At 67.9% G+C, this 20372-nt stretch carries 23 protein-coding genes; 9 read left to right on the top strand and 14 right to left on the bottom strand.

All coding sequences use genetic code 11. From position 1 onward, the window contains the following. Nucleotides 1-354: 354 nt before the first annotated feature. Genes ALI144C_RS50210 through ALI144C_RS50195 form a run of 4 tightly spaced genes read left to right on the top strand, consistent with a single transcriptional unit; the run spans nucleotide 355 to nucleotide 3590 of the window. Nucleotides 355-1239 carry a class I SAM-dependent DNA methyltransferase gene (locus ALI144C_RS50210; protein WP_076994353.1) on the top strand — a complete coding sequence of 295 codons (885 nt, stop codon included), beginning with the start codon at nucleotides 355-357 and terminating at the stop codon, nucleotides 1237-1239. A gap of 20 nt (nucleotides 1240-1259) precedes the next feature. After that, complete coding sequence (locus ALI144C_RS50205; RefSeq protein WP_076994352.1) at nucleotides 1260-1742, top strand: MarR family winged helix-turn-helix transcriptional regulator; 483 nt, start codon at nucleotides 1260-1262, stop codon at nucleotides 1740-1742. Between the two features lies 1 nt (nucleotide 1743). Then, nucleotides 1744-2181 carry an OsmC family peroxiredoxin gene (locus tag ALI144C_RS50200; protein ID WP_076994351.1) on the top strand — a complete coding sequence of 146 codons (438 nt, stop codon included), beginning with the start codon at nucleotides 1744-1746 and terminating at the stop codon, nucleotides 2179-2181. Nucleotides 2182-2207: 26 nt separating this feature from the next. Next, nucleotides 2208-3590, top strand: a complete 1383-nt coding sequence (locus ALI144C_RS50195; protein ID WP_076994350.1) for an FAD-binding oxidoreductase — start codon at nucleotides 2208-2210, stop codon at nucleotides 3588-3590. 69 nt (nucleotides 3591-3659) lie between these two features. On the opposite strand, the gene pcaG is transcribed toward ALI144C_RS50195, so the two are convergent. The 3 genes from pcaG to ALI144C_RS50180 are packed head-to-tail and all read right to left on the bottom strand — an operon-like array spanning nucleotide 3660 to nucleotide 6068. Beyond that, nucleotides 3660-4181, bottom strand: a complete 522-nt coding sequence (gene pcaG, locus ALI144C_RS50190; RefSeq protein ID WP_076994349.1) for a protocatechuate 3,4-dioxygenase subunit alpha — start codon at nucleotides 4179-4181, stop codon at nucleotides 3660-3662. Further along, nucleotides 4178-4882, bottom strand: coding sequence for a protocatechuate 3,4-dioxygenase subunit beta (pcaH, locus tag ALI144C_RS50185; RefSeq protein WP_076994348.1), 705 nt, complete (start codon nucleotides 4880-4882; stop codon nucleotides 4178-4180). Before pcaH ends, pcaG begins: the two co-directional genes overlap by 4 nt. Nucleotides 4883-4892: 10 nt before the next feature. Further along, the gene (locus ALI144C_RS50180; protein WP_076994347.1) at nucleotides 4893-6068 is read right to left on the bottom strand and encodes a 4-hydroxybenzoate 3-monooxygenase; all 1176 of its coding nucleotides are present in this window, start codon (nucleotides 6066-6068) and stop codon (nucleotides 4893-4895) included. A 72-nt stretch (nucleotides 6069-6140) separates the two neighbouring features. Between ALI144C_RS50180 and ALI144C_RS50175 the strand changes: the two genes are divergently transcribed. Further along, nucleotides 6141-6896: an IclR family transcriptional regulator gene (locus ALI144C_RS50175; RefSeq protein WP_076994346.1), complete on the top strand. Its 756-nt coding sequence runs from the start codon at nucleotides 6141-6143 to the stop codon at nucleotides 6894-6896. Nucleotides 6897-6913: 17 nt separating this feature from the next. Here the strand turns inward: ALI144C_RS50175 and ALI144C_RS58595 are convergent, their stop codons facing one another. Beyond that, entirely contained in the window at nucleotides 6914-7036 is a 123-nt protein-coding gene (locus ALI144C_RS58595; RefSeq protein ID WP_269086746.1) for a hypothetical protein, read from the bottom strand. A gap of 198 nt (nucleotides 7037-7234) precedes the next feature. On the opposite strand from ALI144C_RS58595, the gene ALI144C_RS50170 reads away from it, so the two are divergent. The 4 genes from ALI144C_RS50170 to ALI144C_RS50155 are packed head-to-tail and all read left to right on the top strand — an operon-like array spanning nucleotide 7235 to nucleotide 10759. Next, entirely contained in the window at nucleotides 7235-8038 is an 804-nt protein-coding gene (locus ALI144C_RS50170; RefSeq protein WP_076994345.1) for a CoA transferase subunit A, read from the top strand. Continuing rightward, a complete protein-coding gene (locus ALI144C_RS50165) occupies nucleotides 8035-8751 on the top strand; it encodes a CoA-transferase subunit beta (protein ID WP_076994344.1) in 717 nt (238 codons plus the stop codon). Before ALI144C_RS50170 ends, ALI144C_RS50165 begins: the two co-directional genes overlap by 4 nt. 5 nt (nucleotides 8752-8756) lie before the next feature. Further along, nucleotides 8757-10004: a 3-carboxy-cis,cis-muconate cycloisomerase gene (gene pcaB / locus ALI144C_RS50160; RefSeq protein ID WP_076994343.1), complete on the top strand. Its 1248-nt coding sequence runs from the start codon at nucleotides 8757-8759 to the stop codon at nucleotides 10002-10004. Then, on the top strand, nucleotides 10001-10759 hold the full coding sequence (locus tag ALI144C_RS50155; RefSeq protein ID WP_076994342.1) for an IclR family transcriptional regulator: 759 nt from the start codon (nucleotides 10001-10003) through the stop codon (nucleotides 10757-10759). Before pcaB ends, ALI144C_RS50155 begins: the two co-directional genes overlap by 4 nt. Before the next feature lie 41 nt (nucleotides 10760-10800). Here the strand turns inward: ALI144C_RS50155 and ALI144C_RS50150 are convergent, their stop codons facing one another. The 10 genes from ALI144C_RS50150 to ALI144C_RS50105 are packed head-to-tail and all read right to left on the bottom strand — an operon-like array spanning nucleotide 10801 to nucleotide 20370. Then, nucleotides 10801-11283, bottom strand: coding sequence for a hypothetical protein (locus ALI144C_RS50150; RefSeq protein ID WP_083754082.1), 483 nt, complete (start codon nucleotides 11281-11283; stop codon nucleotides 10801-10803). Continuing rightward, complete coding sequence (locus ALI144C_RS50145) at nucleotides 11280-11768, bottom strand: hypothetical protein (protein ID WP_076994341.1); 489 nt, start codon at nucleotides 11766-11768, stop codon at nucleotides 11280-11282. Before ALI144C_RS50145 ends, ALI144C_RS50150 begins: the two co-directional genes overlap by 4 nt. Continuing rightward, entirely contained in the window at nucleotides 11765-12991 is a 1227-nt protein-coding gene (locus ALI144C_RS50140) for an MCE family protein (RefSeq protein ID WP_076994340.1), read from the bottom strand. The genes ALI144C_RS50145 and ALI144C_RS50140 overlap by 4 nt, the downstream gene beginning before the upstream one ends. After that, nucleotides 12991-14175: an MCE family protein gene (locus ALI144C_RS50135; protein WP_076994339.1), complete on the bottom strand. Its 1185-nt coding sequence runs from the start codon at nucleotides 14173-14175 to the stop codon at nucleotides 12991-12993. The genes ALI144C_RS50140 and ALI144C_RS50135 overlap by 1 nt, the downstream gene beginning before the upstream one ends. Beyond that, complete coding sequence (locus ALI144C_RS50130) at nucleotides 14172-15350, bottom strand: MCE family protein (protein WP_076994338.1); 1179 nt, start codon at nucleotides 15348-15350, stop codon at nucleotides 14172-14174. Before ALI144C_RS50130 ends, ALI144C_RS50135 begins: the two co-directional genes overlap by 4 nt. Then, nucleotides 15347-16378, bottom strand: coding sequence for an MCE family protein (locus ALI144C_RS50125; RefSeq protein WP_076994871.1), 1032 nt, complete (start codon nucleotides 16376-16378; stop codon nucleotides 15347-15349). The genes ALI144C_RS50130 and ALI144C_RS50125 overlap by 4 nt, the downstream gene beginning before the upstream one ends. Continuing rightward, nucleotides 16375-17406 (bottom strand): MCE family protein, encoded by a 1032-nt coding sequence (locus ALI144C_RS50120; protein ID WP_076994337.1) that lies wholly within the window; start codon nucleotides 17404-17406, stop codon nucleotides 16375-16377. Before ALI144C_RS50120 ends, ALI144C_RS50125 begins: the two co-directional genes overlap by 4 nt. After that, nucleotides 17403-18719 carry an MCE family protein gene (locus ALI144C_RS50115; RefSeq protein ID WP_076994336.1) on the bottom strand — a complete coding sequence of 439 codons (1317 nt, stop codon included), beginning with the start codon at nucleotides 18717-18719 and terminating at the stop codon, nucleotides 17403-17405. The genes ALI144C_RS50120 and ALI144C_RS50115 overlap by 4 nt, the downstream gene beginning before the upstream one ends. Further along, complete coding sequence (locus ALI144C_RS50110; RefSeq protein ID WP_076994335.1) at nucleotides 18716-19576, bottom strand: MlaE family ABC transporter permease; 861 nt, start codon at nucleotides 19574-19576, stop codon at nucleotides 18716-18718. The genes ALI144C_RS50115 and ALI144C_RS50110 overlap by 4 nt, the downstream gene beginning before the upstream one ends. After that, the gene (locus ALI144C_RS50105) at nucleotides 19576-20370 is read right to left on the bottom strand and encodes an MlaE family ABC transporter permease (protein ID WP_076994334.1); all 795 of its coding nucleotides are present in this window, start codon (nucleotides 20368-20370) and stop codon (nucleotides 19576-19578) included. Before ALI144C_RS50105 ends, ALI144C_RS50110 begins: the two co-directional genes overlap by 1 nt. Nucleotides 20371-20372: the final 2 nt, after the last annotated feature.

Genomic DNA, 20372 nt, shown 5'->3' with positions numbered 1-20372 from the left:
CATACCGACGCGTAACACTCCGATCATCCAGCGCGATGCCCCATTTGACGAACGGGCTGGTCACCAAAGCCCCCCGTGGTGACCATCCCGTTTGTCAGTGACACCAGCCCATGGCGCATCCAGCTGCTGTGGGTGAAAGTCTCGCGGCACGCGCGGCCGGGGATATCCCGGCCAGCGTGTCGGCGAATTGGTCCTTCACACAGCCTGCCTGCAATGTCGCGCATGGCGCAACGGCGTCCCGATACTCGGTCGCCGATCGGGATAACAGTGCGATAACACGTGACCACCCCGAGTGCGTACGCGTGATCGGCAATTCACACGACAGTGCGGCCCGCTGCTGGCAGCATCCGGCCCATGGCTCACAAGATCCACGAACACCCGTTGGCGTACGTCATCGGCTTGGAGGGCATCGCGCTGCTGCAGGGTTTCATCGGCGAACACGACCGGGAGTTCATCGAGGCCAGACTCGCCGAGGTGCGCGACCTGCTCGCCGACGAACGGCTGACGCGACCGGTCGACGTGACCACTGTGGACACAGTGGACGGTTATCGCACCTGGTCGGCGACCTACGACGACCCGGCGAACGCGGCCTTCGCGATCGACTTGCCGATCGTGCGGCGGATCGTCGACCGGCTCCCGGTCGGCACGGCACTGGACGCGGCGTGCGGCACCGGCAGGTACGCGGAGTTCCTCGCCGAACGGGGACACCGCGTGATCGGCGTGGACAGCTCGCCCGAGATGCTCGACCTGGCCCGCAAGCGCTTGCCCGGCAGCGAGTTCCGGCACGGCGAACTGCACGACCTGCCCGTCGAGGACGTCGACCTGATCGTGTGCGGGCTCGCGTTGACCCACAACCCCGACCTGCGGCCGATATTCGCCGAGTTCGCCCGCGCACTGCGGCCGGGCGGGCACCTCGTCGTCGCCGACATTCACCCGGACGGGATCTTGCGCGGCTCGATCCCCACCGTCCGCGGCCCCGGCAACGAACCGCACAGGCTGGTGACCTACCGCCATTCGATGGGCGACTACCTGCGCGCGGCGCTGGCCGCTGGTCTCACGCTGCGCGGCTGCGAGGAGCCGAAGGCGGACTCGGCGCCAGGTCCGAAGGCCGACCAGATCGGTCCGTGGGATGTGTGGCCGTGGTCGCTCGCCGCACTGGTCCCGGAGGCGGCGCACGCCGCGACGGGGCCGCAGCTGGTCGTCTGGCACTTCCAACGAGACACCTTGCGCACGATGTAATCGCGAGCTATGTTTTTGGCATGACCGAACCTGACCCACGCGACCTGCTGCTCGACAGGCAGGCGTGCTTCGCGCTGTACGCGGCGTCCAGGGCGGTCACCGACGTGTACCGGCCGCTGCTGGCCGAACTGGACCTCACATATCCCCAGTACCTCGTGTTACTGGTGCTGTGGGAGCGCGACAACCTGCCGATCAAGCAGATCGGCAGCGCACTGCACCTTGACTACGGCACCGTCTCCCCGCTGCTCAAGCGCCTGGAGACGCGCGGCCTGGTGCGACGCGAACGGCAGGCGGGCGACGAGCGGAGCGTCGTCGTGAGCCTGACAGCGGACGGGATCGCACTGCGCGAACGCGCGTTGCGGATCCCGCCTGCGATCGCGTGCGCGATGGGTCTGGACGAACAGTCCCTGAGCACCCTGATGCGACTGCTGCGTGGCATCACCGAATCCGCCCGAGGCGCCGAACCGCCACAAGCCGAACCCCCACAAGAAGGAGAACACTGACATGCCGAGCCGCGACGCGACCACCCACTGGGAAGGCGGACTGCAGCAGGGCAAGGGCACCGTCACCCTGGACTCGTCCAACGCCGGGCAGTTCCCGGTGTCCTTCCCGACCCGCGCGGGCAACCCGGATGGCCAGACCAGCCCGGAAGAGCTGATCGCCGCCGCGCACTCGTCCTGCCTGGCGATGAACCTCTCCGGCACGTTGGAGGCCGCGGGCTTCACGGCAACCAGCCTCGACGTCAGCGCCGAGGTCACGCTCGGCCCGGACCCGGCAGGCGGCTTCCAGATCAGCGGAATCGCGATCACGCTGACCGCCAAGGTCGACGGGCTCGACAACGACAAGTTCGCCGAGCTCGCTGCCACCGCCGAGCGCACCTGCCCGGTGACCAAGGCCTTGTCCGGCACCACGATCACGCTGGACGCATCGCTCGCGGAGTAAGAGAACCGTAGTTACCGTCGAGAATCATGACAGTGAGCCGACGTGGAATCCTTTTCGGACTCGGTGCGGCCGTGACCGGTTTCGGCACGGCCGCACCACCGGACTGGCAGCGGCTGCGCACCCGGTTGACCGGAGCGCTGCACCTGCCGCGGGATCCGGGTTACCCCAACGCCAGCCAGGGCTACTTCACACTCCACGATGGACAACGCCCGGCCGCGGTCGCCCGATGCGCCCGGGCCGAGGACGTGCAGGCGTGCGTCGAGTTCGCGGCGGCGACGGGGGCACCGATCGCGGCACGCAGCGGCGGGCACAGCTACGCCGGATACTCCACACGGGACGGTAGCCTCGTCGTCGACCTCCGTGACCTGTCCACCGTCGACGTCAACCGGGACGGCACCGCCACGATCGGCGCGGGCGCCCGGCTGATCGACGTCTACTCGGCGCTGGCCCGCTCCGGCAGGGCCCTGCCCGGTGGCACGTGCCCGTCCGTGGGCATCGCCGGTCTCACCCTCGGCGGCGGAATCGGTGTCACGGCACGCAAGTACGGCCTCACGTGCGACCGGCTCGGCTCAGCCCGGATCGTCACCGCCGACGGCGTGCTGCGAACCGTCTCAGCCACGAACGAACCAGACCTGTTCTGGGCGTTGCGAGGCGGGGGTGGCGGCAACTTCGGCATCGTCACCTCGTTCACGTTCCGCACCGCGCCTGCCACCGACCTCACGGTGTTCGAGCTGGAGTTCCCGGCCGCAGCGCTGTCGGTGCTGCTCGGTGCCTGGCAGTCCTGGCCGATCCCGGACGAGGTGTGGTGCAACCTGGATGTTCCGGGCGACCCTCATGCGACCGCGTGGGTCACGGGGTGTTTCGTCGGCCAGGAACCGCGGGTTCAGCCGTACATCGACAACCTGGCCAAACTGGCTGGTACTCAGCCGATCACCCGGCGCACCAAGCAATACGACTACTTCGACGCCATGCGGCATTTCGCGGGACAGCCCGATCGAGGGTCCTATGTGTCCACATCACGGATGATCGGCGCACCGATCCGCGACACGTCGGCTATGGCAACGCTGCTGCGCAGCGCCCCGGGCCTGTACACGCAGTTCGACCGCTTCGGTGGAGCCATCGCGCGCGTCGGCGAGTCCGACACCGCGTTCCCGTATCGCAAGAGCGTCGCCAGCATGCAGATCGTCCACCAGGTCGACGGCAACGAACCCGCCGCACGCCAAGCCATCGAGCACGTCCGCGACGAGGTGGGCAGGCAGTACGGCCAGACCGGGTACGTCAACTACATCGACCCGCACATGCCCAACTGGGCACAGGCGTACTACGGGACCAACCTGCCACGGCTGCTCACCGTGGCCGGGAACTACGACCCGCAGCGGGTCTTCGCGTTCCCCCAGGGCCTGGGTTGACTGTGCAAACAATGTGGCTTTTGTTGCGCCGAACGCACCGAAAGCCACATTGGTTGCGGACGTCTGTGATTAGAGGTCGAAGAACACCGTCTCGTTCTCGCCCTGCAACCGGATGTCGAACCGGTAGCCATCCTCGGTCGGCTGGGCGATCAGCGTGTGCCGCCGTGCCGGATCGACGCTGGCCAGCACCGGATCCGCGGGATCGTCGGCGAGGTAGATCCGGGTGACGACCCGGTTGAGCAGGCCACGGGCGAACACCGACACGTCGATGTGCGGTGCCTGCCCGGGAATCGCGCCGGGCGGGAGGGTCAGGATCCAGTAGCTGCCGTCCGGCTCGGTCGGGCACCGGCCGAAGGCCCGGAAGTCCTTGCGCAGCGGGCCAGACGGATCGTCGGGGTGGTCGAAGTGCCCGTCCGGGTCGGCCTGCCACGTCTCGATCAACGCGTCCGGGACGGGTTGCCCGGCGCCGTCGTACACCGTGCCGACGATCCTGATGGCGCCTGGCGTGCCTTCGGGCACCACAGTCGGCCCGTCCGGCCAGGGAAGACCGATCGACAGGAACGGCCCCACGGTCTGGGAAGGCGTGGTCATTCGTCGTCCACCTCTTCCTCGAACGGCGTGGCGTCCCTGCCGCGCAGCACGATGTCGAACGAGTACGCCAACGCCCAGTTCGCCACGGTCCGCGACATGTCGAAGGACGAGATCATCCTCGCGCGGGCGGCCGGGTCGGGTACCGAGTTGAAGATCGGGTCCTGGCCGAACAGCGGGTCGTCCGGGAAGTACATCTGCGTCACCAGTCGCTGGGTGAACGACCGGCCGAACACCGAGAAGTGGATGTGTGCCGGACGCCAGGCGTTGTCGTGGTTCTGCCACGGGTAGGCGCCCGGTTTGATCGTGGTGAACGTGTACCGTCCCTCGGCGTCGGTCAACGTCCGGCCCACGCCGTCGAAGTAGGGGTCGACCGGGCTGGGCCAGCGGTCGCGCACGTGCTTGTAGCGCCCGCCCGCGTTGGCCTGCCAGATCTCCACCAGCGAGTTCGACACCGGGATGCCGTTGTCGTCCAGCAACCTGCCGTGCACGATGATCCGCTGTCCCTGCGGCTCACCGGCGTGGTGTGCGGTCAGGTCGTTGTCGTTGGGGCCGAGGCGGCCTTCGCCCAACAGCGGGCCGGTGATCTCGGTCAGCTTCTGCGGCAGCAGAACCGGTCGCTGCGACGGGTGCCGCAGCGCGGTCGACTTGTACGCCGGGCTGTCCAGCGGCGGGTGTGTGCCAGGTGCATCGCGTAGATACAACGGGAACCTCCTACGAGAACGGCAGGCCGACGTAGTTCTCGGCGAGACTGGTGGCGGCGGCGGTCGACGACGCGGTGTACCGCAGTTGGGACAGTTGCAGCCGCTGCTGGAACGGGTCGGCGTCGTGCGCCCGGTGCAGCATGCTGGTCATGAAGTACGAGAAGTGCTCGGCACGCCACACCCTGCGCAGGCAGGTGTCTGAATAGGACTCCACGAGGTTCGTCCGGTTGTCGCGCAGCAGCGCCTTGAGCGCGCGGGACAGCACCAGGACGTCGGCCATCGCCAGGTTCATGCCCTTGGCACCGGTCGGCGGGACGATGTGCGCCGAGTCCCCCGCCAGGAAGAGGCGTCCGTACCGCATCGGTTCGACGACGAAGCTGCGCATCGGCGACAGCAGCCGCTCCAGGATCGGGCCTTCGTGCAACGCGAACCCGCCGGAGACGGCCAGACGGGCGTGCAGTTCCTGCCAGATCCGCTCGTCCGGCCAGTCGCCCAGCGAGTCCGACGGGTCGACCTGGAGGTACAGCCTGGTGACCTCGGGGGTGCGCATGCTGTGCAGCGCGAAGCCCCGCTTGTGGTTGGCGTAGATCAGTTCGTCGTGCGCAGGCGGCGCCTTGACCAGGACACCGAGCCACGCGAACGGGTAGACGTGGTCGTACACGGTCAACGCGCTGTCCGGAATGGACGGGCGGCTGACGCCGTGGAACCCGTCGCAGCCCGCGATCACGTCGGCTTGGATCTCGCGCACGACACCGTCCGCGTCCTTGTAGGTGACGCTCGGCGAGTCGCCGGTCAGGTCGTGCGGCTCGACGTCGGACACCTCGAAGTGGATCTCCGCGCCCGCCTTGAGCCGGGCGGCGATCAGGTCCTTGACGATCTCCTGCTGCCCGTAGACCACAATGGACCGGCCGGTCAGGTCGGTCAGCGCGATCCGGTGGTCCTCGCCGTCGAACCGCAGGGTGATGCCGTGGTGCGGCAGGCCCTCGGCGTCCAGCCGGTCGGCGAGCCCGACCTGGCGCAACAACTCGACGGTCGGGTGTTCGCAGACGCCCGCGCGGACTCGCTTCTCCACGTACTCGCGACTGCGGGTCTCCAGGATCACCGAGTCGATGCCGTCCAGCCAGAGCAGATGGGACAGCAGCAGCCCGGCCGGTCCGGCCCCGACGATGGCCACCTGAGTGCGCATGACTGAAGGGTTACCGAAAATCACCACGTCAGGGACTCTGGTTTCCGTTCACCGGAAGGCACACTCATCTTCATGACAGGCGAGTCGGTGTCCAGCCGGGTGTTCCGGCTGCTGGACGCGTTCTCCGAGACCAGGCCGGCACTGACGCTCTCCGAGCTCAGCTCACTGGCGGGGCTGCCGTTGAGCACGACGCACCGGCTGGTGAACGAACTCACCGACTGGGGCGGCCTGACCAGGGGCGGTGACGGGCGCTACCGCATCGGTCTGCGGCTGCTGGCGATCGGGTCGCTGTCACCGGGCAGCCTGAGCCTGCGTGAGCGGGCGATGCCGTTTCTCGAGGACCTCTACGAGGCCACACGGCAGAACGTGCAGCTGGCTGTCCGGGACGATCTGGAAGCCGTCTACGTGGAACGGATCTCCGCACGCGGCGCGGTCAGCATCCTGACCAGGGTGGGCAGCAGGATGCCGCTGCACGCGACCGGTGTCGGCCTGATCCTGCTCGCGCACGCCGACGACGACGTGCGGGACCGTGTTTTCGCTGTGCCGCTGGAGCGCTTCACTGAACGGACGATCAGCACGACCCGCAGGCTGCGGGAGGTTCTCGCCGCGGCCAGGCGCGACGGGTACGTGGTCAGCGACCGGCAGATCGAGATGATCACCCAGTCGATCGCGGCACCGATCCGGGACGCGAACAACACCGTCATCGCGGCGTTGTCCATCGTGGTGCCTGTCGAAACAGACGCACACACGCTCGTGCCCGCGGTTCGAGCCGCGGGTCACGGCATTTCACGTGCGATGGGCTGGCGCCCCAGAACGAGCCCGACCTGAACCAACCTGGGCCGAACTCAGCTCTCGGCCTGGGCAGCGCCCTCTTCGGCGTGGCCGATCAGCTCCTCGATCTCGAGTTGCCCGAACAGTTCGCGCAGCTCGTCGAAGATGGGCGTCCCCGCCACCGTTGCGTTTGCCATGGTCCCCTCTCCCTCCTCACACAGCGTATACACGCGTACCCCCACGCGATGTACACCTGTCACCCGTATGACGTAAGGAGTACCCATTTCATTCCGGCCTATTCCAGTGACCTACGTCTCATTTGGCACTCAGGGTTCATCCTGCGACAATGTTCGAGATGCGAATTTAAGTTCGTATAGCGCACAACGGGAGGTGGAATGGCGTCGGTGAGCTCGTTGGCCGAGGCGATCGCGGACCTGGTGCACGACGGCGACCAGGTCGCGCTGGAAGGCTTCACGCACCTGATCCCGTTCGCGGCCGGGCACGAGATCATCCGGCAGGGCCGCAAGGACCTGACCCTGGTGCGGATGACGCCCGACCTGATCTACGACCAGCTGATCGGCGCGGGCTGCGCCCGCAAGCTGGTCTTCTCATGGGGCGGCAACCCCGGAGTCGGGTCGTTGCACCGCTTCCGCGACGCCGTGCAGCACGCGTGGCCGGTACCGCTGGAGATCGAGGAACACAGCCACGCGGGCATGGCCAACCGCTACGCCGCGGGCGCGTCCGGCCTGCCGTTCGCCGTCATGCGCGGCTACACCGGCACGGACCTGCCGAAACAGACTGACACGATCAAGCCGATCACGTGCCCGTTCACCGGCCAGACCCTCACCGCGGTGCCCGCGCTGAACCCGGACGTGGCGATCGTGCACGCCCAGCGCGCCGACCGGAAGGGAAACGTGCAGCTCTGGGGCATCACCGGGGTGCAGAAGGAAGCCGTGCTCGCGGCGAAGCGCTCGCTGGTGACCGTCGAGGAGATCGTCGACGAACTGGAGCCCAGGCCGAACGCGATCACGCTGCCGAGCTGGGTGCTCACGCGGGTGGCGGAGGTGCCGAACGGCGCGCATCCTTCGTACGCGCACGACTACTACGTGCGCGACAACGACTACTACAAGGCGTGGGACGGCATCAGCCGTGACCGGGACGCCTTCCAGCGCTGGCTCGCCGAAGAGGTCGCCCGATGAACTACACCACTGACGAGATGATGACCGTCGCCGCCGCGCGCGTGCTGCGGGACGGCACGTCGTGCTTCGTCGGCATCGGGCTGCCGAGCACCGCGGCGAACCTCGCGCGCGCGACCCACGCACCGGACCTGGTGCTGATCTACGAGTCCGGCTGCGTCGGCGCGAAACCGGACCGGCTGCCGCTCTCGATCGGCGACGGGATCCTCGCCGAGACGGCGGACGCGCTGGTCAGCGTGCCGGAGATCTTCAACTACTGGCTCCAGCCCGGCCGGATCGACGTCGGCTTCCTCGGCGCGGCCCAGCTCGACAAGCACGGCAACATCAACACGACCGTGATCGGCGACTACGCGGACCCGAAGGTCCGGCTGCCCGGCGCCGGTGGTGCCCCGGAGATCGCCGCGTCCTGCAAGGAAGTCGTGATCGTCGTCCGGCAGAGCCGCCGGACGTTCATCGACAAGCTCGACTTCATCACCTCGGTCGGCCTGGGTGACCGGTCGGCCTTCACCGGGGCCGGGCCGAGGATGATCATCACGGACCTCGGCGTGCTCCAGCCGGTCGACGGCGAGTTCACGCTGACCCAGCTGCACCCGGGCGTGGACGTCGCGCAGGTGGTCGAGGCCACCGGCTGGCAGTTGCGGATCTCGCCGGACCTGACCGAGACGCCACCGCCGACCGACGCCGAGTTGACCGCGTTGCGGAAACTGGCAGGCTGAGTCGCATGTTCGAAGCGCTGTTCGGCACGACCTCCGCCCAGGCCTGGCTGACGGCGCTGGTGGACGCCGAAAAAGCGCTCGCCACGGCGTTGGCCGAGGCGGGCGTGATCCCCGGGCAGGCCGCTTCGGAAATCGCCGCCGTGCCTGCCGACTTCGACACGGCCGAACTCGGCAGGCAGGCTGTCAGCGTGGGCAATCCCGTTGTTCCCTTGGTGCGCCGGCTACGCGAACGCGTATCCGCCGACGCGGGCCGGTATGTCCACCTCGGTGCAACCAGTCAGGACATCATGGACACCGCGGCGATGCTGGTGGCCAAGAACGCTGTCGACGGCATGCTGGTTGATCTGAGCGCCGCTGCCGACGCCTGTGCTTCGCTCGCTCGTGAGCACCGCGACACCGTGATGATCGCGCGAACGCTGATGCAGCACGCGCTGCCGACGACGTTCGGGCTGAAGTGCGCCGGATGGCTTGTGTCGCTGGACGAGGCAGCGGAGAACCTGCGGCGCCTCCGGTTCTCCGCCCAGTTGGGTGGAGCGGTGGGGACGCTCTCGGTCTTCTCCGACACCGCTGTTCCCCGGTTGTTCGCCGCGGAACTGGGTCTGGACGAACCGGTGATCCCGTGGCACACCAACAGGACCCGGATGGGCGAACTGGCCGGGGCGTTCGGTGTGCTCGCCGGTGTGCTCGGCAAGATCGCCCTCGACGTCACGTTGCTGGCCCAGACCGAGGTCGGCGAGGTGGCCGAGTCGTCAGGCGGCGGGTCGTCCACGATGCCGCACAAGCAGAACCCGGTCCGGTCGGTGCTGATCACGGCCGCTGCCAAGCGGATCCCGGGGCTGGTGGCGACCATGCTCGCCGCGATGCCGCAGGAGCACGAGCGCGCGGCGGGTGCCTGGCACGCGGAATGGGAAACACTGAATTCACTGTGCGGAACGCTGAGCACAGCATGCGCACGGACCCGCGACCTGATCACAGGACTGCGGGTGGACCGCGACCGGATGCGTGCCAACGTGGACATGACCGGTGGCCTGGTGATGGCCGAGGCAGTCGTGACAGCGCTGGCGCCGAGCATGGGCCGCGCCACGGCATCCGAGGTCGTCACCGAACTGGCCACCTCCGGGCGGCCGTTCCGGGCGGCGCTGCTGGCCGACCCCCGGATCTCTCTGTCCGAAGAGGACATCGACAGGGCGCTGGACCCGGCCGGGTACCTGGGTTCGGCGAACGAGTGGACGGATCGGGCGTTGCGGCGATGAGCGACTTCGTGCAGTCATTGGAACGCGGTCTCGCGGTGATCCGGGCGTTCGACGCCGACCACCCGGAGATGACGCTCAGCGACGTCGCCAGGGTCACCGGCCTGACCAGGGCCGCGGCCCGCCGGTTCCTGCACACCCTGGTGGACCTCGGCTACGTGCGCAGCGACGGGCGACTGTTCGCGTTACGCCCCAAGGTGCTCGACCTCGGTTACTCCTACCTGTCCAGCCTGGGCCTGCCCGACGTGGCCCAGCCCCACCTGGAGAAGCTGGCGGGTGAGGTCCACGAGTCCTGCTCGGTCTCCGTGCTCGACGGCGCGGACATCGTCTACGTGGCGCGCGTACCCACCAAGCGGATCATGAAGGTGATGATCGACATCGGTACCCGCTTCCCGGCGCACGCCACGTCCATGGGCCGGATCATGCTCGCCGCCCAGGACCAGAGCTGGCTGGACTCGTTCCTCGGCGCGACACCGCTCACCCCGTTGACCGAACGAACCATCACCGACGTGACCGAACTCCGCGCGGAACTGGCCAAGGTGAGCGACCAGGGCTGGTGCATGGTCGACGAGGAACTGGAAAGCGGGCTGCGCTCCATCGCGGCCCCCATCCACAACCAGGGCAAAGTGGTGGCGGCCGTGAACATCTCCACCCACGTCAGCCGACCGGTCGAAAGCGTGCAGACGGACCTGCTCCCGGCACTGCTCGCCACAGCCAAATCAATCGAATCCGACCTGTCCACCGGTACCCCCTCGTGAGTACCTTCCCGGGTTCAAACCCTGGCAACACCCACGAGGGTCTACAGGAACCGGATGTCGCTGATCTTCCAGACGTCCCCGCTCTTCACCGCGCTCACCAACAGCTGAGCCGCGCCTGACTCGTGCTTGTCGCCCTTCACCAACTGCCGGTCGACGAACACCAGCAGTCGCGCCGAGTCCGGCCGCAGGTCCACCACACCGACCGACCGCACGGCCGTCGTCAGCACCTGCTTGTTATCCGTGGCCTCTTTCCTGGCCTGCTGGAACTGCGTGTTGTACTGCTCGATCGCCGCGCCGACCAGCACGTCCTGGGCGGCGACGGCAGTCCGGTCCATCTGACTCGGGTCGTACGAGAACACCGTGCGCAGCGTCCGACCGACCTGATCGGTCACGGCATTGGTCGCGGCCAGGTCGACCAACGCGACGTTCTCCGGCCCTCGCGGCCTCGCGACCGTGAACCACACGGTCAGGCACACACCGACGACGAGGACAGCCGCCGATATCCCCGCAGCGGTCGGCTTCACGTCCCGACCACCTCCAGCGCGCTGACCTTCCAGCCCGAGTCGGTCCTCGACAGGTCCACGTCCCACCGGGAAACGCCCGCGGTGGGCTGTGCGCCGTTCTGGCTCACGGACACCTCGACCGCGGCGATCACGTTCGCCGTCCCCGTGTAGGTGTTCATCGTGGTCACCGCCGCGCTGACAACCCGTGCCTTGGCAACGGTCTTCGTGCTCAACGTGGTCTGCCGGTCGGTTTCCCGGTTGCGGACGAGGCGGTCGAGCAACGGCCCGGTCGACGCCGCACGCCACCGGTCGAAGTCGGCGTCCAGGTTCTGGAAGTCCACTGTGTTCAACTCGACCACGTGCCGTTCGCCGACCGCGAGCACGTTGTCCCGTTGCTCGGCGATGTCCGCTTCGGCGCTGTTCGACGAGTTCCACCAGCGCCAGCCCGTGAACCCGGCAGCAGCCACCGCGAGCACCGCCAGCACAGCGAGGATACGACCGATCACCCGGGCAAACCTAGCAACTGGCCGATGTTCTGCAAACCACTCCCGCCCCGGTTCAGGCCGAGCACGCCGGGCATCTTCGGGGCCGGATTCGGCGTTCCACCGGGGGAAACGTGCTTGGGTACGCCCGCGAAGGGCGCGTTCTGGGCACCGCGCACGCCGACCGGGCTGTTGGGTGGCTCGGCGCAGTACGCGTTGCGGTTCACCGGACTGGGCTCGGTCTGGCTGGCGTTGCGCTGCTTCGTGCCCTCGTAGCCCTTCACGCACGGCGGCGGGTCGAAGAAGTTCAGCATGATGCCGAGGTGTCCGGTGCCGTCCGGTGCCGTGCTCGGGGTGAAGGCGGAGATCACCGGGTAGGCGACCATGAACTGCTCTATCGCGGCTGTCCGGCTGGTCGTCACCGTCGTGGTGGTCAGCAGGTTCGCGAACACCACACCCAGGTCCGGCCCCGACTTGCGCAGGATGTCCACCACGTCGTCCGCCACACCCGGGGTGACCTCGATCAGCTTGCGGATGTCCGGGTCGGACGTCTTGAGCTGCTCGGACAGCTTGCGCAGGCCCGAGCTGAACGCGATCAGCTTCTGCGCGTCGGCCTGCTGGCGTTCCAGCACCGTGCGGCCGGTGCTGAGCAGGCTCTTCGTCTGCGGCAGGTGTTGGGTCGCCGCGGTCGTGAACTGACCGGCCGAGTCCAGCAGCAACTGCAGGTCGGTGCCGGTCCCCGCGAAGGCGGTGTTCAGCTCGTCCACCACGGTCCGCAGCGAGTCGACCGGGACGCTGCGGACCAGGCCGTCCAGATTGGACAGCATGGTGTCGGTGGACGGCGGGATGCTCGTGCGCTCCTGGGTGATCACCGACCCTTCGGCCAGGTACGGCCCGCCGTCCCTGGCCGGCTGCAGGTCGACGTACTGCTCGCCGATCGCGGACCGGTTGGCCACGACGGCCTTCGTGTCCGCCGGGATCGACTGGTCGGAGTCCATCACCAGTTCCACGTCGATGCCGCGGTCGACCAGGTGCATCCGCCCGACCCGGCCGACGGTCACCCCGCGGTAGGTGACCTCGGCGTTGGTGAAGATCCCGCCCGAGTCGGGCAGTTGCACGGTCACGGTGTACCCGCTGCCGCCGAACAACCGGTCCAGGCCCGCGTACCGGGCCCCGGCGTAGGTCACGGCCACCACCGCGATCATCACGAACGCGACGATCCTGAGCCGCACGCCCCTGGTGAGCATCATCCGCCTCCCAGCAGCGTCCCCAGCAACCCGCCGAGCAGGCCCTGGTCGGGTTTGGGATTGCCGTTCTTCGGGATCAGGTCGGGGATGATCGGCACCGGGATCGGCAGCGGAAGCGGACCGGTGCCGTTTCCATCTGGCTTGTTGCCGTACGGCTGGCCCGGTGGCGCCAGCAGGGTCTGCCCGGAGTTGGACAGGTTGTTGATCATCTCGGTGAAGTCGAGGCTCAGCTTGGCGTCCACGTTGAAGTAGTCGCCGCGCACGGCGTTGACCGCGTACGACGGGTACGGGTACGTCACCAGGTAGTCCAGCGCGACCGGGAGTTTGTCCCCGGTCTCGACCAGCTTGCGCAGCGTCGGCTCAAGCAGCTTCAAATCCGCGACCAGGTCCTTCTTGCTGCGGTTCACGGTGTCGACCGCGACATCCGACAACGTGTCCAGCGCGGTGAGCATGCCGGTGAGCTGCGTGCGCTGCTGTTCGAGTACCTTCAACCCCGGCGACAAGTTGTCCAGCGCGTTGGTGAGGTTTCCGGTCTGCGCGACGAGCGTGCCCGACAGCTTGGCCAGACCGTCGATCGCGCGGACGATGCTGTCCCGTTGACCGTCCAAAGTCGACACCAACGTCCTGACGTTGGACAGCAGCTCCCGGATCTGCGCCTCGTTGCCCGACAACGCGTTGTTCATCTCACCGACGATCGTCCGCAACTGCTCGATGCCACCGCCGTTGAGCAGCATCGACAACGCCCCGAGGACCTCTTCGACTTCGGGATTGCGGTTCGTCCGGTTCAACGGGACGACAGCACCGTCGGTCAACCGGCCCTGCGGCTGCTCCCCGACGGGTTCGCGCAACTGGACGTACTTCTCCCCCAGCAGGCTCGACTGGCGCAGTTCGGCGCCCGCGTTGGCCGGCAGCGAAACGGCGCCGTTGACCACGAGCGTCACCAGCGCCATCTTGTTGTCCGGCGTCAGCTCGATCTTCGCGACCCGTCCGACGGCCACGTCGTTGACCTTGACGCTCGCCTGCGGCACGAGGTCGAGCACGTCACCGAACTGCGCGGTGACCTGGTAGGGGTGGTCGCCGATGTCCGCGCCACCCGGCAGCGGCGTGTTGTACAGCCCGCCGAAACCGCCCTCCGTGCATCCGGCGAGCAGCAGCGCCACGAGGACAAGGCCGATGCGTTTCATTTCCGCAGCACCTCGAGCAAGGGCACCGGCAGCGGCGGCAGTGTCCCGTTCTGCAGCGCGGTCAGGGTCTCCGCGACGGTCGGCAGTTTCAGCGTGCCGTCCAGCACCGGCGCCAGCGACTTGCAGACGTCGGTCAACGTCGCCGGGATTGCCTTCGGCGTGCCCTGCTCGATCAGGCGGCACACCATCAGGATCGGCGGGTGGGTGAACTCGTTGAGGTCCGCGCGGACGCCGATCGAGCCGGACGCCGCGTCGTAGGAGTTGACCAGGTTGGTCGCGCCGACCGGCGCGACGTCCAGTATCTCGGCGATCGCCCCGCGCTGGTCCACGAGCGCCTTCGTCACCCCGGTCAGCTTCTCCACATTGGACGCCAGCAGGTCCTTGTTCTCCGCGACGAACGACTTGACGTCCCCGAGCGCCACGGCGAGCGAGCTCAGCGCCTCAGCGACTTCCTCGCGGTCGTCGGCGAGGAACGTGCTGACGTCGGCCAGTCGTCCGTAGAAGTCGTGCACCGCCTTGTCGTTGTCGGCCAGTGCCTTGGTGAACTTGCCGAGGTTGTCCACGGTGGCGAACAGGTTGTCCTTGGACCCGGCGAGCGTGTCGGCGGCCGCGGCGAGTTGGCGGACCGTGTTGTTGAGGTTCTGCCCGTTGCCCTTCAGCGTTCCCGCCAGGGTGTCCAGCAGGTCCGAAACGGCGCCGTCCTTGTTGGCACCGTTGGGCCCGAGGTCGTTGCTCAGCTTGTTCACGCTGGCGTAGAGGTCGTCCAGTTCGACCGGCATGGCGGTGTCGGCGCGCTGGATCACCGCGCCGGACGCCATCACCGGGCCGTCGGTGTAGGCGGGCGCGAGCTGGACGTACCGGTCGCTGACCAGGGACGGCGCGACGATCACGGCCTTCGCCGACGCGGGCACCTGGACGCCCGAGTCGAGCACCATGTCGACCTTGACCTGCTCGCCTTCGGGTCGCACGTCGACGATCTCCCCGACGGGAACACCGAGCACGCGGACCGCCGAACCGGAGTACACACCGACTGTCTTGTCGAAGTACGCCGTGACCCGCGTCCCACTCGGTGCCCGCAGCAGCCACCAGATCGCGCCTGCCAGGAGCAGGCCGAGCACGCAGGCGAGCGCGACCACCCTGGCGGCGTTGAGCTGGCCCTGTGTTCGCACGGTCATCGGCCACCTCCGGTGAGCGGCGGCAGACAGCCATCCGGGTTGATCGTCAGCCCGTTCGTCTTGCCTGGCCCGAGGTTGATGTACGGCGGCAGCAGGCCGCACAGGTACCCCTCGAACCAGCGGCCGTTGCCGGTGGTGTTGGTGGAGATCCGGACGAACGGCGCGAGCGCGGCGAGCCCACGGCTCAGGTTGTCCTGGTTGCGCTGCAGCATCGCGGTCACTTTCTCCATCTGCTGCAGCGTGGGTTTGAGCTGCGTCCGGTTGTCGGCGACCAGGCCGCGCAACTCGTTCGACAGGTCGCGCGTTCCCCTGAGCAGCTGGTTGATCGCGTCCTTGCGGCGTTGGATCTCGGCCAGCAGCAGGTTGCCGTCGGTGATCAGCTTGACGATCTGGTCGTTGCGGGCGGCCAGCGTGCCGGAGACCTTGCCGGTGTTGGCGAGCAGCTCGGCGAGCGCCTTGTCCCGTGTGGAGATCGTCTTCGACAACGCCGACAGGCCGTCGAGCGCGCCGCGCATGTGCTCCGGGGTGTCCTTGAGCGCTTCCGTGACCACTTTGAAGCTGTCAGCCAGTTTCGCTGTGTCCAAATTGTTCACCGTCTTGCTCAGCTCGCCCAGCGCGGCGTTCACGTCGAACGGGGTCGTGGTGCGCGCGCGGGGGATCGTGTCGGCCGGGTCCTGCGCACCGGCGCCGTTGGGCTCCAGGGCCAGGTACTTCTCGCCGAGCAGGGTCTTGATGCCGATCGCGGCCCGCGTCTGGTCGCCGAGCCGGACGTCGCGGACCTTGAACCGCACCCTGACCTGGTTGCCTGCCAGCACCACAGTGGACACTTCGCCGACCTTCACACCGGCGATCTGCACCTCGTTGCCGTCGGCGAGCCCGGCGGCCTCGCTGAAGAAGGCGGAGTACGTGGTGCCGGTGCCGATGATCGGCAGGTCGTCGGAGAAGAACACCGCGAGGGAGGACAGCACGATGAGCGCCAGCGTCGCGGCGCCGACCGTGGCCTGGTTGCGTTCCTTGAGGGGCTTCACGCGCCGCACCTCTCCGGCATCTGCGTCGTCGGCACCGGCAGCAGCGCCATGTTCAGGTTCAGCCCTGAAATGCCGACGTTTCCGGACATCCGGCACAGGTAGAAGTTCAGCCAGCTGCCGTAGCTGACCGTGCGGGTGAACGTGTCTGCTCGCTGTTCGAGGCCTTTGAGCATGCCGTCGAGCAGCGGTTCCTGCTTGTTCAGGTTCTCCGACAACGTGCCGAGCAGGCCGATGTCCTGCTTGAGCGACGGCCTGGCCTGCTGCACCAGACCGGCCGTGGTGTCGGTGAGCGAGCCGAGCGCCGAGACCGCCTCACCGATCGGCTGCCGGTCGGCCGACAGCCCGGACACCAGCTGCTGCAGGCTCATGATCAGGTCGGACACCTGGTCCGTGCGGCCGTTGACGGTGCCGAGGACGTTGTTGAGGTTGTCGACCAGATCACCGATCACCTTGTCCCGCCCCGCGATGGTGGAGGTCAGCGTCGCGGTGTGCCGCAGGATGGCGTCGACGGTCCCGCCCTCGCCCTGTAGGACCTGGATGATCTCGAAGGCGAGCTTGTTGACGTCCTCCGGCTTCAGCGCCTGGAACAACGGCTGGAACCCGTTGAACAGCACAGTCAGGTTCAGCGCGGCCTTGGTGCGTTCCAACGGGATCGTCCCGCCCGGTGCCAGCAGCTCGGCACTGCCCGTGCCGGTGCCGAGCGCGAGGTACCGCTGGCCGACCAGGTTGCGGTACTTGATGGACGCGGTGGCCGACACGGGCAGCCGCCTGCCCGCGTCGATGTCGAACCGGACCTCGGCGTACCTGTCCTGCACGACCGACAGCGAATCGACCGTGCCCACCTTCACCCCGAGGATCCGCACGTCGTCACCGACCTTGAGGCCGGAGGCGTCGGCGAACCGGGCGCGGTAGGCCGACGTCGACCCGAAGTTGCTGTTGGCGATCGTCGCACCGAGCAGCGCGGTCAACGTGACGGTGACGACCGCGAACAGGGCCATCTTGACGATCGGCCCGGCGATGTTCCTCATTCGACAGTCACCTCCGCGCCCCGGTACACCGGCGCCATCAGGAAACTGGTCCACCGGGGCACGTCCTCCGGCGCCACGCCGACCTTCTGCGCCAGCAGTACCGACACCAGGTCGAGCTCCTGCGGCGTGTTGGCCACGCCCCCGGCCGCCTGCGGCGAGGTCGACCCGGGGATGATGCTGGTCGGGGCCTGGTTGCGCGGTGGCGGTGGTTTCACCGAACCGTCCTTGATCGGTCCGCCCGGCGGGTACTGCGGGAACACCGCGGGCAGCTTGACCTGTTCGTAGCAGCGAGGTCCGCGCTTGTCGTCGAAGCGCGGAGTGTCCACACCGGGCAGGTACTTGCCGCGGTTGCCGGTGAACTCCAGCGTCACGCGCATCATGTTCGGGTGTGCCTGGCCCTTGCCGAACGCCGCCTCCGCCGCGGGCACCCGGTCGGCGATCTGGCCGAGCATGCACGGGTACTCCGGCGCGTACCTGGCCAGCACCTCGAGCGTGGGGCGGGCCGTGACGACCAGGTTGACCAGATTGTTCTTGTTGACCTGGAGGAAGTTGCCGAGGTCGACCGACGCGTTGGTGACCGAGCCGAACAGCGTCCGCAGGTTCGCCTGCTCGTCCACGATCGTCTTCGTCGTCGTGGTCAGGTCCGACAACGCCTGCAGCAGGTCCGGCGCGGCCTGGTTGACCGTTCCCGAGACGGAAGCAAGCGCTTGGATGTCGGCGGTCAGGTCCGGCAGCGACGGGTTGATCTGCTTGAGGTACTCGTTGAGCTGCACCAACGTCCGGCCGAGCTGCTCGCCCCTGCCCTGCAGCGCGGTCGAGATCGAGTTCAGCGTCATCGCCAGCTTCTCCGGCTGCACGGCCTGCAGGACCGGCAGCACGTCGTTGAGCACGCGTTCCAGCTCGATCGCCGAGGAACTGCGGTCCTGCGGGATGACGGAACCCTCGGCCAGTCGCCTGGTCTCCGGCTGGGGCGGCAGTTGCAGCGCGACATAACGTTCACCGAACAGCGTCTTGGGCAGCAGTCGCGCGGAGACGTTGGCGGGGATGACGCCGACCTTGTCCGGCTGCAGCGCCAGGCCCAGCACCGCGTGGTCGCCCATCGCACGGATCGTGCGCACCTCGCCGACGACCATGCCGCGGACCTTGACGTCCGCGCCCTCCCGCATCTGGTTGCCGACCTTGTCGGTCTTCAGGCTGACCGTCACCACCGGCGTGAAGGCCTTGCGGTACCCGGCGATCGTCAGCGCGAGGAACAGCGCGATGATCACAAGGAACACCAGTCCCAGCAGGTGGTAGCGGTAGCGGGCGATCATCCGGCGATCCGCACGGTCGTCGTCGATCCCCAGATCGCGAGGCTGAGGAAAAAGTCCAAGATGGACAGCATGACGATCGCCGCGCGCACCGCGCGCCCGACCGCCACGCCCACTCCGGCGGGGCCGCCGGACGCGGTGTAGCCGTAGTAGCAGTGCGTCAGGATCACGACCACGCTGAACACGATCACCTTGAGGAACGACCAGAGCACGTCCTCCGGCGGCAGGAACAGGTGGAAGTAGTGGTCGTAGGTGCCGGCGGACTGGCCGTAGAAGTAGACCGTGACGGCACGGGAAGCCAGATAGGACGACAACAGGCCGACCGCGTACAACGGGATCACGGCCGCGATCCCGGCGAGCACACGGGTGGTCACCAGGTACGGCATGCTGGGCACGGCCATCGTCTCCAGCGCGTCGATCTCCTCGGAGATCCGCATCGCGCCCAGCTGCGCGGTGAAACCGCAGCCGACCGTCGCCGACAGCGCGAGCCCGGCGGAAAGCGGCGCCACCTCACGGGTGTTGAAGTAGGCCGACAGGAACCCGGTCAGCGCGCCCGTGCCGAGCTGGTTGAGCGACGAATAGCCTTGCAGGCCCACGATCGTGCCGGTGAACAGGGTCATCCCGATCATCACGCCGAGCGTGCCGCCGATGACCGCGAGCGCGCCCGTGCCGAAGCTGACCTCGGTCAGCAGCCGCAGGACCTCACGGGAGTATCGCCGAAGCGTGCGCGGCGCCCACAGCAACGCCCTGCTGTAGAAGGACAACTGCCTGCCCAGGCGCTCGAGCCCGTTGAACGGCCGCGCGGCGAGGTCCAAGATCGCCCCGCGGGGCTCTTGGTCTCGTGGTTGCACGGCTGTCATCAGAAGCCCTTCGGCGGCACGATCCGCAGGTAGATCCCGGTCAGCACGACGTTGATCAGGAACAGCAGGAGGAACGTGATCACCACGGCCTGGTTGACCGCGTCGCCGACGCCTTTCGGCCCGGCGGCCGGGTTGAGACCGCGGTAGGCCGCGATGACCCCGGCAACGAAACCGTACAGCAGCGCCTTGATCTCGCTGATCCACAGGTCCGGCAGCTGCGCCAACGCGTTGAAGCTGGCGAGGTACGCCCCAGGCGTACCGCCTTGCATGATCACGTTGAAGAAGTAGCCACCCATCGTGCCCACCACGCTGACCAGCCCGTTGAGCAACACGGCGACCACCATCGCGGCGAGCACCCTCGGCACGATCAGGCGTTGCACCGGTGACACGCCGAGCACTTCGAGCGCGTCGATCTCCTCGCGGATCTTGCGTGCGCCGATGTCCGCGCAGACCGCCGATCCGCCCGCGCCCGCGACCAGCAGCGCGGTGATCAGGGGGCTGGCCTGTTGCACGATCGCCAACGCGCTGGCCGCGCCGGTGAACGACTGCGCGCCGATCTGCTGCGTCAGCGAACCGAGCTGCAACGCGATCACCGCGCCGAACGGGATCGCCACCAGTGCCGTCGGCAGGATCGTGACGCTGGCGAAGAACCAGCACTGCTGGACGAACTCGCGGAACTGGAAGGGCCGCTTCGGGATGGCCCGCAGCACCTCCCATGCGAGCGTCGAGATCCGCCCCACCTGGCGCAGCGCGGCGACGCCCGGCGTCTTCGACCTCTTCGTGGTGGGAGTCATGA

Source organism: Actinosynnema sp. ALI-1.44 (assembly GCF_001984155.1).
Lineage (GTDB): Bacteria > Actinomycetota > Actinomycetes > Mycobacteriales > Pseudonocardiaceae > Kibdelosporangium.
This window is presented reverse-complemented; position numbering and strand designations above follow the sequence as displayed.